10 protein-coding genes and 1 other RNA gene are annotated in these 13,398 nt (G+C 73.5%); 5 read left to right on the forward strand and 6 right to left on the reverse strand.

The features are described 5' to 3' along the window. Positions 1-15: 15 nt before the first annotated feature. On the reverse strand, positions 16-1,962 hold the full coding sequence (locus BLR99_RS01490) for an AMP-dependent synthetase/ligase (RefSeq protein WP_011793945.1): 1,947 nt from the start codon (positions 1,960-1,962) through the stop codon (positions 16-18). Positions 1,963-2,178: 216 nt separating this feature from the next. Here BLR99_RS01490 and BLR99_RS01495 point away from each other — a divergent pair, with 216 nt between their 5' ends. The 3 genes from BLR99_RS01495 to rnpB all read left to right on the forward strand — a co-directional run bounded on the left by BLR99_RS01495 (position 2,179) and on the right by rnpB (position 5,083). Further along, entirely contained in the window at positions 2,179-3,885 is a 1,707-nt protein-coding gene (locus BLR99_RS01495) for an ExeA family protein (protein WP_011793946.1), read from the forward strand. A 19-nt stretch (positions 3,886-3,904) separates the two neighbouring features. Next, entirely contained in the window at positions 3,905-4,660 is a 756-nt protein-coding gene (locus tag BLR99_RS01500; RefSeq protein WP_011793947.1) for a general secretion pathway protein GspB, read from the forward strand. A gap of 85 nt (positions 4,661-4,745) precedes the next feature. Beyond that, an RNA gene (gene rnpB, locus BLR99_RS01505) (RNase P RNA component class A) lies at positions 4,746-5,083 on the forward strand. An 81-nt stretch (positions 5,084-5,164) separates the two neighbouring features. On the opposite strand, the gene BLR99_RS01510 is transcribed toward rnpB, so the two are convergent. From BLR99_RS01510 to BLR99_RS01530, 5 genes are all read right to left on the reverse strand, one after another. Continuing rightward, positions 5,165-6,499, reverse strand: a complete 1,335-nt coding sequence (locus BLR99_RS01510) for a M48 family metallopeptidase (RefSeq protein WP_011793948.1) — start codon at positions 6,497-6,499, stop codon at positions 5,165-5,167. 16 nt (positions 6,500-6,515) lie between these two features. Next, positions 6,516-7,757, reverse strand: coding sequence for a YjgN family protein (locus BLR99_RS01515; protein WP_011793949.1), 1,242 nt, complete (start codon positions 7,755-7,757; stop codon positions 6,516-6,518). 50 nt (positions 7,758-7,807) lie between these two features. Then, a complete protein-coding gene (locus tag BLR99_RS01520; protein WP_011793950.1) occupies positions 7,808-8,611 on the reverse strand; it encodes an RNA pseudouridine synthase in 804 nt (267 codons plus the stop codon). Beyond that, the gene (locus BLR99_RS01525; protein WP_011793951.1) at positions 8,604-10,274 is read right to left on the reverse strand and encodes an MBL fold metallo-hydrolase; all 1,671 of its coding nucleotides are present in this window, start codon (positions 10,272-10,274) and stop codon (positions 8,604-8,606) included. The genes BLR99_RS01520 and BLR99_RS01525 overlap by 8 nt, the downstream gene beginning before the upstream one ends. 71 nt (positions 10,275-10,345) lie before the next feature. Next, positions 10,346-11,656 (reverse strand): flavin-dependent oxidoreductase, encoded by a 1,311-nt coding sequence (locus tag BLR99_RS01530; RefSeq protein ID WP_048857615.1) that lies wholly within the window; start codon positions 11,654-11,656, stop codon positions 10,346-10,348. A 64-nt stretch (positions 11,657-11,720) separates the two neighbouring features. Here BLR99_RS01530 and BLR99_RS01535 point away from each other — a divergent pair, with 64 nt between their 5' ends. Further along, complete coding sequence (locus BLR99_RS01535; protein WP_011793953.1) at positions 11,721-12,260, forward strand: MarR family winged helix-turn-helix transcriptional regulator; 540 nt, start codon at positions 11,721-11,723, stop codon at positions 12,258-12,260. Between the two features lie 68 nt (positions 12,261-12,328). After that, positions 12,329-13,351 (forward strand): Bug family tripartite tricarboxylate transporter substrate binding protein, encoded by a 1,023-nt coding sequence (locus tag BLR99_RS01540; protein ID WP_011793954.1) that lies wholly within the window; start codon positions 12,329-12,331, stop codon positions 13,349-13,351. Positions 13,352-13,398: the final 47 nt, after the last annotated feature.

Below are 13,398 nucleotides of genomic sequence, written 5' to 3' on the forward strand. Positions count from 1 at the left end.
CGCTGCGGCGCGGGGTCAGGCGGCCTGCCGCACGGGCGGGAAGGTCTTCGCGTCCTCGATGCGCAGCGTGGCGCTCACGCGGCCCGTGCGCCCGTCCTCGAACTTCACCTGCGTCTCGATGAACTGCTCGGTGCGGCCCGCGTAGAGCGCATCGACCAGCACGCCGTACTTGTCGGCGATGAAGCCGCGGCGGACCTTGTTGGTGCGCGTGAGCTCGCCGTCGTCGGCATCCAGCTCCTTGTGCAGCACCAGGAAGCGGGCGACCTGGCTGCCCGCGAGCAGGCCGTCGGCCGCGAGGTCGGCGTTCACCTTCTCCACGCAGTCGCGGACCAGCGCCAGCACCTCGGGCTTGGCCGCGAGGTCGGTGTAGCCCGCATACGGCAGGTTCTGGCGCTCCGCCCAGTTGCCCACGGCCTCGAAATCGATGTTGATCAGCGCGCAGACCTTGTCGCGGCCGTTGCCGAGCGCCACCGCTTCCTTGATGTGCGGGAAGAACTTGAGCTTGTTCTCCACGTACTTGGGCGCGAACATCGCGCCGTCGTGCGGCCCACCGGAGAGCCTGCCGACATCCTTCACGCGGTCGATGATCTTGAGCTGCCCGCTCGCGTCCAGGAAGCCCGCGTCGCTCGTGCGGTACCAGCCGTCCGGCGTGAGCACTTCGGCCGTCGCCTCGGGGTTCTTGTAGTAGCCGCGCAGCAGGCCCGCGGACTTCACGAGGATCTCGCCGTTGCCGTCCACCCTGATCTCCACGCCCCGGATCGGCACGCCCACCGTGTCGGCATGCACCGCGTCGTCGGGCTGCAGGCACACGAACACCGCCGTCTCGGTGGAGCCGTAGAGCTGCTTGAGGTTGATGCCGATGGAGCGGTAGAAGGTGAACAGGTCCGGCCCGATCGCTTCGCCCGCCGTGTAGGCCACGCGCACCCGCGAGAAGCCCAGCGTATTGCGCAGCGGGCCATAGACCAGCAGGTCGCCCGCGGCGTAGCGCAGCCGGTCCCACCAGCCCACCGCCTGGCCGCTCTGCAGCGCCGGCCCCACGCGGCGCGCATGCGCCATGCAGGTGCGGAACAGCCAGCGCTTGAAGGCGCCCGCGTCTTCCATGCGGATCGTCACGCTCGTGAGCAGGCCTTCGAAGATGCGCGGCGGCGCGAAGTAGTAGGTGGGGCCGATCTCCTTCAGGTCGATCGACACCGTGGCGGCCGATTCCGGGCAGTTCACCACGTAGCCGCAGGCCAGCCATTGCGCATAGCTGAAGATGTTCTGCCCGATCCAGGCGGGTGGCAGGTAGGCCAGCACGTCCTCGGCGGCGGTGAGTCGGTCGAACTCGGCACCGGCCGTGGCGCGGTCCAGCAGCGTGGCGTGCGTGTGCACCACGCCCTTGGGGTTGCCCGTGGTGCCGGAGGTGAAGAACATCGCGGCCACGTCATCGGGCTGCACGGCCTGGGCGCGTGCGGCGAACCAGCCCGGCGCGGCATCCGCGGTGCGCGCGCCGTCTTCCAGCAGCGCGTCGATCGATTGCAGGCCCGGCTCGGCGTAGTTGCGCAGTCCGCGCGGATCGTCGTAGAAGATGCGGGCGATGGCGGGGCACTGCGCGCGGATCTCCAGCAGCTTGTCCACCTGCTCCTGGTCCTCCACCACGCAGAAGCGCACCTCGGCGTTGTTCAGCGGATAGACGCATTCGGCCGCCACGGCGTCCTGGTAGAGCGGCACGGGGATGGCGCCCAGCGACTGCGCCGCGAGCATCGTGGCGTAGAGCCGCGGCCGGTTCGCGCCGATCACCACCAGGTGCTCGCCGCGCGCCAGGCCCGCGGCGTCCAGGCCCGCGGCCAGCCGCTCCACCAGCTGCGCGAGGCGCGCCCAGGTGGTGGTCTGCCAGATGCCGTATTCCTTCTCGCGCAGCGCGGCGGCCTGGGGGCGCTCGGCCGCGTGGCGCAACAGCAGTCGGGGAAAGGTATCGCTCATGCCGGGTTCCTGCCGAAGGGTGGAGGAAGCGGGAGGGGGCGGAGCCTGTCGGCAGGCACGCCATCCGCGGGAATGCAACGGATGGTAGGAACCGCTTTGACGCCATCCTGTCTTGCCGACGACAATTTCGGGGAAACTCCTGACGGGTGTAACCCTGCGTGCTGCCGCGCCGCCCCCGGCGCGGAGCCGGTCACGCCCGGGCGGTATCCTCGCTCCATGTACGCCCCGTTCTTCGGCCTCGAACACGCGCCGTTTTCCATCGCCCCCGACCCGCGCTACCTGTTCATGAGCGACCGCCACCGCGAGGCGCTCGCCCACCTGCTCTATGGCCTGGAGGCCGGCGGCGGCTTCGTGCTGCTCACCGGCGAGATCGGTACCGGCAAGACCACCGTGTGCCGCTGCTTCCTGGAGCAGATCCCGGCGCATTGCAACGTGGCCTACGTGTTCAACCCCAAGCTCACCGTGGGCGAACTGCTGCGCTCCATCTGCGACGAGTTCGGCGTGGCCCACGCGCCCGCCGTGCCCGGCGCGGAAACCGTGAAGGACTGCCTCGACCCGCTCAACGCCTTCCTGCTGCGCGAGCACGCCGCGGGCCGCAACAACGTGCTCATCATCGACGAGGCCCAGAGCCTCGCGCCCGAGGTGCTGGAGCAGCTGCGCCTGCTCACCAACCTGGAAACCAGCGAGCGCAAGCTGCTGCAGATCGTGCTCATCGGCCAGCCCGAACTGCGCGCCATGGTGGCCGACCCGGCGCTGGAGCAGCTGGCGCAGCGCGTGATCGCGCGCTACCACCTGGATGCGCTCACGCCCGGGGAAACCCGCCAGTACATCGCGCACCGCATGGCGGTGGCGGGCCTCAAGGGGCCGCTGCCGTTCACCGCGCGCGCGCTGGTGCGCATCCACCAGCGCGCCCGGGGCATCCCGCGGCGCATCAACCTGCTGTGCGACCGCGCGCTGCTGGGCGCGTATGCCGGCGGGCTGCACGCGGTGGACGATGCCATCGTGGAGCGGGCGGCGGCGGAGGTGTTCGGCCCCGGCGCCGCAGGCCCGGCACCCACGGCCCGCCGGCCGCGCTGGGTCGCCGCGGGCGCTGGAGCGCTGGCGGGCGCCGCGGCCATCGCTGCCGCGGGCTGGGGCCTGGGATGGGTGCCTGCCTCCCGCCCGGCCCCTGGACCATCGGCGGCGCGCGCCCCCGGGGCCGTGGCGGCGGCGGTGGCTCCGGCGCCGGTGCCGGCCATGGCCGCATCGGCCGCCAGCGCCGCGGCGGCGCCCCGGCCCGTGCATTCGGCCCTGCAGGATTTCCTGGCCGCGCAGCCGTCCGGAGAGGACGCCGCGTGGCGCGCGCTGGCGGCCGCCTGGGGCGTGAAGGGCGGGCTGGAAGGCGGCGACGCCTGCGACGCCCTGCAGCGCCAGGGCCTGCGCTGCTACCGGCAGCGGCGCGCCAGCCTGGCCCTGGTGCGCCAGCTGGACCGGCCCGGCTGGCTGACCCTCTATCCCTCCGCGGATGCGCCGGTCTCCGTGCTGCTGGCGGGCTTCGATCCCGTGCGGCAGACGGCGCTGCTGGAAGGGGCCGGCGGCCGGCGCCTGGCCGTGACCGCGGCGGACCTCGCCCAGGCCTGGCGCGGCGAATTCGCGACCCTGTGGCGCGCCCCCGCGGAGTGGCCCGCTGGCGGGCGTATGGAGTCCGGCCCTCCCCAGGCCCAGGCCTGGCTGGATGCCCAGCTCGCGCGTGCCGGCGCGGGCGCTCCCCCGGCGGCCGGACAGCCGGCGGCCACCGCCGCCACGGCCGGGCAGCGGCGCGCCCGCATCTACCGCTTCCAGGTGGCCCAGGGCCTGGTGCCCGATGGCGTGGCCGGCCCGCTCACGCTCATGCTGCTCAACCGCGCCGCGGGCGTGGACGAGCCCCGCCTGCCGACTTCCTGATCCGGAACCCGTTGCCTGTATGTCCTACATCCTCGATGCCCTGCGGCGCGCCGAAGCCGAGCGCGGCCGCGGCGCCGTTCCCGGCCTGCACACGCCCGCCCCGTCCCCGGGGCCCACGTCCCCGCCGCCCGGTGGCGCGCGCCGCACCCCCGTGGCTCTGGCCGCCGCCCTGTTGTTCGCCGCGGGCGCTGCCGCACTGGCCTGGTGGGCCGCATCCCCCCGGGCGGTGCCCGCCAGTCCGGCGGCCAGCCCCGGCACCGCGGCATCCGGGGCCCCTGTGGCCCCTGATTCCCCCATGGCACAGGCGGAACGTGCAGCGCCGGTGCCGGTGCCTGCTCCGCCTGCCATTCCCGCCCGGCCATCCACAATGCCTGCGGCACCCGCACCCGCACCGCATCGTGCTCCCCCGGCACCACCCCGGGCCGCCGCGCCGGCCGCGACACAGGCCCCGGCGCGGCTGGCTTCAGCCCCGGCCCCGGCCGCGGTCGCACCGGCCGCCTCCGCGCGGCACGAGACGGCCCCTGCTGCCCGCGCTGCGGCCCCCGCGGCAGTGGCGCTGCGGGACCTGCCGGACAGCGTGCGCGCCCAGTTCCCCGCGCTGCAGGTCAGCGGAGTCACGTACTCGTCCAATCCCCTCTACCGCATGGCCATCGTCAACGGACAGGTCTTGCACGAAGGGGATACGGCCGCGCAGGGCGTGGTGCTGGAGGCGATCGAGCCCGAGCGGGTGGTGTGGAAGTTCCGTGACTACCGGATCGCGCAGCCGGCGAGATAGCGTGCTGAGCGGGAGGGGCAGGGCGCGGAGGGGATTTCGGCGGTCCGGGACGGGGCCGGACCGCTCTCGGCGATAATCCCCCCGTGAAGCGCGCCAGACCGCCGCTGGTGCACGTGCCGAAAGGCCGCACTGGAGGAACGTCCGGACTGCACAGGACGGCGTAGCAGCTAACGGCTGTCCACCGCGAGGTGAGGATCAGAGCAACAGAGACGAGTCCGGAAGGAGTGCCGCAAGGCAGACCAGCCGGGGTGAAACGGGCAATCTCTACGCGCAGCAATACCAAGTAGGCCAGCGTTGACGTGGTTCCGCGGAGCTGGCGGGTAGGTAGCATCGAGCCGGGTGGGCGACCCCCGGCCCAGAGTAATGGCGGTCACGTGCGGGCAACCGCATGCACAGAATCCGGCTTATCGGCGCGCTTCACACTTTTGTTTTTCCGTGCGCCTGCGCCCTGCAGGCGCCGCCGCGCATCTGGCGGCACCTGCACCCCCTCATTTGCATTTCATCTCAAGGCCGCGCGCAGTGCGGCGCATGGCCGGCGCGCAGTTCCGCGGCGCGCTGTTCCGTGCCGGGGTGGGTGGCGAGCAGGCCCATCCATGCGCTGTCGCCGCTTCCCTCGCGCGGGGGCGCCTCGGGGGTCTCGCGCGCAGCCGGGCCGCTGCCCGGGGCTTCGGGAGGCTTCGCGGCCGTGCCGCCCTCGCCGCCCTGGTTCGCGGCTCCATCCGCATCGTCTTTTTCCTCGCGGCCATCCTTCGCATGGTCGCCTGCGGGCCCCTTGCCGCGGCGCGGCGCCTCCCGCTGCTCCTGCGCGATCGCCAGCAGCAGGTCCGCCATGGGCGCGGTGGGCAGGCGCGCACGGCCCATGAGCGCGAGGGCGTAGCAGTCGGCCTCGCGCTCGTGCGCGCGGCTGTAGGCCAGGCCGGTGACGAGGGCGCCGCCGGTGGACAGCAGGCTGGAGACATCCCCCAGCGCCAGGCCCAGGCCGATGTTGAGCACGCCCTGTTCGACCACGGTGCGCGTGGTGTGGCGGTACACGACGTGGCCGATCTCGTGCGCGAGCACGCCGGCCAGGGCATCGTCGCCCAGGCCCCGGCGGGACGCGGTTTCCGCGAGGCCGTCGGTGATGACCACGGTGCCGCCCGGCAGGGCGAAGGCGTTGGCGCCCATGCCGCGCCGGAACTCCAGGCGCAGCGCGGGCGCGTAGCCCGCATAGCGCTGCGGTGCCGACGGCATGCCCTGCACGAGCGTGTCGAAGCGGGCGCGCAACTGCTGCTGGCGCTCGGGCGCGAGGCGCGAGGGGCGCAGCAGGTCGCCATCCATGCGCTCCAGTGTTTCCCGCGCGAGGGAGGTCTCCCATCCCAGGGGCACGGCCCGGGTCAGCTGGGTGGCCAGCCAGGGCGTGCCGTAGCGGTAGAAAAGCGCCAGCACCAGCACGGAGGCGAGCAGCACGGTCGCCAGCATGCCCCAGCGGGTCTGCATGCGCTGGGCGATGCCGGCGCGGTGGCCGGCGGCCTGCAGCGCGGCGTGCCAGCGCGCGATGCCATCGCCCGCGATTTCCAGGCTGCCGCGCCCGCCCAGGTCCACCGCCAGCCGCGGGGGAGGGCGGCGCGGGTTCCAGGCCTCGGGCCAGTCCACCGCACCGTGCGCGAAGTGCTCGGGGGCGCCGCCCTCGGTGCCCACGGGGTGCAGCGTGAGTTCGGGGCCGCGCGGGCCGGGGGCGATGGCCGCGAGCACGGCCCGGCCCTGGCTGCTGCGCCCGTCGAACCAGCGCGCGGGCACGGGCTGGGGGGGCGTGCGGGGTGGGGAATCCGGTAGCGGTGGCGACGCCGCGGTGGAGGTCATGGCGGACGGGTGCCGTTCAGCCGATCAGGTCCAGCCCCGCGGCATCCGCCAGGGCGTCGCCCACGCCGTTCTGCTGTTGGCGCTGCAACTGCCCCGCCAACTGGTCCACGCCGCCCTTGACGTGCAGGGTCACGGACTCGAGCTTCATGCGGTATTCATTCACGCGGGCGAACGGGCGGTAGAAGCCCAGCGTGAGCAGGGTGAGCAGCAGGTTCCTGATGCGCAGGCCGACGAAGCGGCTCGCGCGCAGGTGGCATTTGAAGCGGGCCATGTGGCTCACGCCGATCTGGTTCCAGGTGATCTGGAACATGCGTGCCTCGCGGTAGGCGCGCGCCGGAGCCGAGACCAGCAGCGCCATGAAGCCGAAGAAGACAATGCCCACGATGAAGAGCAGGGCCAGCCAGGGCCCCATCCCCCGGGTCTTGCCGGACAGCAGCGCCAGCGATCCGTCGAAGGCGGCGCCCACGATGGCGCCCATGACCGCCACGGTGAGCAGGAACACGCCCAGGGTGGCGAGCCACACCTTCACGAAGTCCGAGTACACGGGCTTCCAGCGGCCGGGCTCGGTGCCCAGGCGCGAATGGAGCACCAGCATGCTGCGGTAGTTGTATTCGAGGCGGATGGCGCACAGCACGGTGAGCACGAACGTCAGCGCGAGCAGCCCCCACATGGCCCCCGTGACCTGTGGCAGCTTCCGTCCGGAGGCGCCGGCCACGGGTTCCGGCGCCAGCGCCTGCAGCCCGTAGAACGCGGCCAGCCACAGGGCGGCGATGGCGAACACGGGCCAGCTCGCCGCATAGACCTGCCGCCAGCCGGCGGTGAACTGCAGCCGCAGCCCGCGCCAGCGCGTGTTGCCGAGGCGAAAGCGCATGGCGCTGCCCCAGATGAGCGGGGCGAGCGCCGCGCCCGCGAGGATGAAGAGGCCCACGGCGGTGTCCTGCCCGGTGCGCACGGCGATCTGGTAGGCGGCGGTGAGCACCAGCAGCACGATGAAGCCGAAGACCATGCGGCGCTGCTGCGCGGTGAATTCCAGGGGGCTGCCGGCCACGAGCGTGTGGCCGTAGAAGTACTGCACGGTGCGGCGGCGCGCCCAGGGGGTGTAGAGGCCCAGCGTCAGGATGCCCAGCAGCACGTTGACGATCCAGACGCGGAAATACTCCCTGCCGCTGCCGGTGAACTCCAGCGGATGCGGCTCGATGCCGTGCGACGTGAACGATGACGCCATGCGTGCCACGTGGGGCTCGACGCGTTGATCCATGGATGTGCCTCCCTCGAAGAGCCCGGCAGTTTATCGCGGCGGCGGGCGAATCAGAAGCGCTCCCAGGGCAGCAGGTAGCGCCACTGCCCTTCGGGCACCCTGGCGAGCGAGACGCGGCCGATGCGCAGCCGCTTGAGCGCCGTCACCTGCAGGCCGACGGCCTCGCACATCGCGGGGATCTGCCCCGGGCGGATGCCCTTGAGCGCGAAGCGCAGCCGCGTCTCGCTCTGCCAGCTCACCTTGGCCGGCGGCAGGGGCCGGCCGTTGAACTCCAGCCCCCGGCAGAGCCGTTCGAGGCCGCCCTCGGCGATGCGGCCGTCCACCGTGGCGATGCATTCCTGTTCGAGCAGTTCGATGTCTTCGGCCAGGCGGCGCGCCATGCGCCGGTCCTGCGTATAGACCACGAGCCCGCTGGCCGCGTCGGCCAGCGGCGTGAAGCACTCCTGCTGCCTGAAATGCCGCTGCAGCACCCGCACGGGCGGGCTGTCGCCCACGTACCGGCGGCCGGGCTCCAGCAGCGTGCCGGCGTCGGGAGCCCCGCCGCTGCGCGCCTGGCGCGGATCGCCGGCGGGGCCGTGGCCGATGCCGGCCTCCCAGCCGGCGGGCTTGTGCAGCAGGAGGGTGACGGGCGGCGCCTCCTCGGCCTTGGCGTTCTGCGCGACCACGACGTCCTGGTCCGGGCGGACACGGGCGCCCGGCGCCTCGGTCATCCGCCCGTCCACCTGCACCCAGCCGCCTTCGATGAGCCACTCGGCCTCGCGGCGGGAGCAGCCGCGCATCTCGGCGACGCGCTTCGACAGGCGGATGTGGCCGGCTTCTCCGGCGCCGGTGCCATCGGGGGAAAGATCATGCATGGCCGGCCTCCAGCGCGCGCAGGCGCTCCACGTGGGCCAGCAGGGAGCGCTGCGCCACGGGCCACAGCCGCTCGGGCACGTCGGCATAGGCGTGGCGCACCCAGTCGTCCATGCTGCCGTCCGGCAGGGCCTGCATGGCCGCGAGCACTTTGGCCTCGCGCGCGAGCCGGTGCGCCTTCAGCCGCGCGATCGCCCCGCGCGCACCGGCGATCGCATGGCCGTGGGCCGGCAGGATGAACTCCACGCCGTGGCGTTCGCACAGCGCGTCCAGCCGGTCGAGCGAGGCGAGGTAGTCGTCCATGTTGCCGTCCGGCGGATCGATCACGGTGGTGCTGCCGTTGAGGATGTGGTCGCCGCTGAACAGCAGGCCGTCCTCGCGCAGCAGCAGGCACAGGTGGTTGGCGGCATGGCCCGGGGTGTGGACCACTTCGAGGGTGTGGGTGACGTCGCCTTCCAGCTGCCGGCCGCTCAAGGTGAGCCGTTCGCCGTCGGCCAATGCACGGTCGGGCGTGAACCGGCTGGCCGCGCGCGCCGTGGGGGCGGAAGGCATGCCCAGCACGGGCGGGCGCGGGCGGCCGGCCGCGGCCACGCGTGCTGCCAGCGGGGCGGCGCCCGGTGCGTGGTCGGCATGGGAGTGCGTGCACACGATGGCGCGGATATCGCCACCCGCCGCATGCCAGAGGCGCTCGAGATGCACCTCGTCGGCCGGGCCGGGGTCGATGGCGATGTAGCCGGTGGACGGGTCGCCCACCAGGTAGCTGTTGGTGCCCGGGCCGGTCATGGCGCCGGGGTTGGCCGCGGTCAGCCGCTGCAGGTTGCGCAGCAGCGGCACGGGCCGCTCGGGCTGCCAGTCGAGCGGATGCACGATCTGCCCGTCGGGGCAGACCAGGGCCAGTTCACCGTAGGGGGCCTCGTGCTCCATGTAGCGCGCCTCGCGGCCCGCCAGCAGGCCGGCGCGCGGGCAACTGGTCCACAGCGGCTGCTCGTGGGCCACGGCGGCGAGCACCGCGTCGGCGCTGGCGAATTCCGCCAGCCGCTCCAGCGTGCGGATGGTCGGGAAGATCATGAAGAACTGGCCGGCCGCATGCCGCTCCAGCGCGTGGCGCGGGCGCACCCAGACGGGCTCGAACTGCTCGGTCTCGTCGGCCACCGGCTCCTGCCCCTGCGGCATGCGTGCCACCAGGAAGGGCACGTCGAAGCGCCTGGGCAGGTCGCGGTCGGCCGTCCAGTGCGCGAGCAGGAAGACCGCGTCGGCCGCCAGGCGCAGGCCGCGCGCGGCGCACTGCGGCACGAAGGGCGCGGCGCGGTCGAGCGCGGCGATGTCCTCCGCCGTGGCGAAGTTGCCGTCCGGGCGCCGCGCGAGCAGCACGCCCAGCTCCTCGAAGCTTTCCCGGATGGCGGCGACGGCCTGGGTGACGCGGTCCGGCGTCTGCGCGGGGCGGTGGTCCACCTGGGCGTGCGTGGCGGCCCCGGCGTCCTGCGCGTCGATGGCGCCGCCGGGAAACACGTAGGCCCCCGGCGCGAAGCTGGCCTGCGGCGAGCGCCGCGTCATGAGCACTTCGAGCCCGCCGCCGGGTGCGTCGCGCAGCAGCAGCACGGTGGCGGCCGCGCGCGTGGCGACGGGCTCGCGGTGGGGATGGAGTTGTTGGGAAGGGCGGGGCATCCGGGGATTATCGGCAGCGTGCCCCGCCTGCCGGCAGAGGGGCTTCCCGCCCTTGCCCAGCGGGCCCCGGTTCAGGCCGCGGGCACCGGTGGCGCCGACTGCCGGTGGCCCGCCGCGGTCTTGTAGGTGCGCACCCAGTCGGCCAGCAGCGCGGGATCGAGCACGTCGCCGATGCGCTCGAAACCATCGGGCGCGCGCTCTTCCACCATGTCGAGGATGGCGTCCAGGCCCTCCGCGCGGTTGAGTTCCACGATGCGCGCGGTCATGGGACGGCGCCCGTCCTCGTAGGCATCGAGCGCGGCGGGCAGGTCGTGCGGGCGGGCGGCCAGCGCCTCGGCGATGGCGCGCGCGTCCAGCAGCGCCTGGGTGGCGCCGTTGGAGCCGATCGGGTACATGGGGTGGGCCGCGTCGCCCAGCAGCGTCACGCCGCGGCCCTGGCGCCAGCGCGGCAGCGGGTCGCGGTCCACCATGGGCCATTCCAGGATCTGCGTGGCCTGCGCGATCAGGCCCGGCACGTCCACGAAGCCGAAGCGCCAGGTGCCGAAGGTGGGCAGCAGGTCGTCCACCGAGCCCGGCCGGCTCCAGTCCTCGCGGCCGGGGGCCACGAGGCCGCCGCCGAAGCCATCCTCGCGCAGCCGGCGGTCGGCCACCCAGTTGACCAGCTGCAGCCCGTCCGCGCGCGGCGGCGCGATGGGATAGACGACGAATTTCGCGCGGCGGTGGCCGGCCTGCACCATGGTGCGGCCGTCCATGAAGGGCTTCGCCCAGGTGGTGCCACGCCACATCATCATGCCGTTCCAGCGGGGCGCGCCTTCATGGGGATGGAATTGGCGCCGCAGCGCCGAATGGATGCCGTCCGCCCCGATGAGCAGGTCGCAGCGCAGCGTGGCGGTGCCCCCGCCGGCCAGCTCGGCCTGGGCCAGCACCCGGCCGTCGGCTTCCTCGGCGCAGCCGGTGACGCGGGTGCCGGCGCGCACCCGGTCCTCGCCCAGGCGCTGCAGGCAGGTGTTCCACAGCAGCATCTGCAGCTCGCCGCGGTGCACGTTGTACTGCGGATGGCTGTAGCCCGCCTCGGTGCCGCGCAGGTCTTCGTAGATCGGCTGGCCGTGGCGGTTGGCGAATACCAGCGCGCGCGTGCGCACGGCCATGGTGTCGAGCGCGGGCAGCAGGCCCAGGCCGTCCAGCACCTCCACCGCGTGCGGCAGCAGGTTGATGCCCACGCCCAGCGGCTGCGGTTTCGCCGCGGCCTCGCAGACCGTGACGCGGTGCCCCTGGGCGGAGAGGGCGAGCGCGGCGGCGAGACCGCCGATGCCGCCGCCGGCGATCACGATGTCCAGCGGTCGCGGCGTGGGCCGCAGGGAGGCGGGGGAGGGCGAGGTCATGGCGGTGCGTTCTCCGGGTTAATGCCGCTTGACGCGGATCAATGTGCCCCACTATTGTTGCGCCATGCAACAAAAAGAGCGCTCCGCAGAAACCCGCAGTCCCGGCGCGCGCGCGCCTGCGGCCGCCCGGGCGGCCGATGCGCCCGAGGGCTCCCTGCAGCCGCTGCCCGGGCTGCGCTACGGCGTGCTCGACCAGCTCATGGGCTATGCGCTGCGCAGGGCGCAGAACGCGCTCTACCTCGATTTCCAGCGCGCCGTGGGCGATGACGTGAGCCCGCAGCGCTTCGCCGCCCTGGTGCTGGTGGTGGGCAATCCGGGCCTGCGCCAGGGCCTGCTGGCCGAGGCGATGGGTCTGCACCGCAGCGGCGGCATGCGCCTGGTGGACTGGCTGCACGCCCAGGGCTGGGTGCTTCGCGAGGCCGATCCGCAGGACCGGCGCTCCTGGCTGCTCCATCCCACCCCGCGGGGCCGTGCCGCGCTGGAGGCGCTGTCGGCCCGCGTGCGCGCGCACGATGCCGCTCTGGTCGCATCCCTCGGGCCGGGCGGCGAGACCCTGCATCCGCTGCTGGAGCGCCTGGCCCGCGCGGCGCCCGGCCCCGAATGAAGATACGCCCCCGCCGGTACGGGCGACGCAGTCCGGCATGACCAGAACCCTTCCAGGAGACAAGCACCATGACCCATTCCATCCCGCGAGGCCCCTCCCGACCTCTTTCGCCGCAGGGCATCCGCCGGCGCGATGCCGGCCTGGCCCTGGCCGCGCTGTGCTTCGGTGCCGGCGGGCCCGCGGCGGCGCAGCAAAGCGTGCAGCGCATCCTGGTGGGCTTTCCCGCGGGGGGCTCGGTCGATGTGGTGGCGCGGCGCCTGGCCGAGAGCTGGCGCGCGCGCAGCGGCACGACCACGCTGGTCGAATCCCGCGCCGGCGCGGGCGGGCGCATCGCGCTCACGGCCCTGAAGGACGCGCCGCCCGACGGGCTCACCGTGGTGCTGAGCCCCTCGTCCATGCTCACGATCTATCCGCACGTGTACAAGCGGCTGCAGTACAGGCCCGCCACGGATTTCATCGCCGTGGCGCCGGTGGCGCTGTCCACCTGCGGTTTCATGGTGGGGCCCAAGGTGCCCGATTCGGTGAAAACGCTCAAGCAGTTCGCGGAATGGGCCAGGGGCCGGCCCCAGCCCGAAGGCTATGCCTCTCCCGCCGCGGGCGCCATGCCGCACTTCCTCGGCAACCAGTTCGCGCGGGCCGCGGGCATCTCCCTCACGCACGTGCCCTACCGCGGCGCGGCGCCCGGCCTGCAGGATCTCATGGGCGGGCAGGTGGCCTCGGGCTGCTTCAGCGTGGGCGACTGCCTGCCGCACGTGCCCACGGGCCGCGTGCGCGTGCTCGCGGTGAGCGACAGGCAGCGGTCGCGCTTCCTGCCCGACGTGCCCACCTTCGCCGAGCAGGGCTTCGCGGGCATCCAGGGCGTGGAGAGCTACGGGATCTACCTGCCCGCCCGCGCGCCCGCGGCGGTGGCCGAGCGCTGGGCCGAGGCCGCCCGCCAGGCCGTGGGCGAGCCGGCGGTCGTGGAGGCGCTGGCCAAGCTCGGCTTCGAGCCCGCGTCCGGAACGCCCGAGGAATATGCCCGCCAGCTGGCCCAGGAGCGCGATCGCTGGGCGCCGGTGGTCGCCGCCTCGGGTTTCTCGTCGGAGGAGTAGCGGCGAAGGGCCCGCGGCGGGCACGGAATCCGAGGAAAATCACGAAC

Origin of the sequence: Paracidovorax citrulli, from assembly GCF_900100305.1 — a bacterium.
In the GTDB taxonomy this organism is placed as follows: domain Bacteria; phylum Pseudomonadota; class Gammaproteobacteria; order Burkholderiales; family Burkholderiaceae_C; genus Paracidovorax; species Paracidovorax citrulli.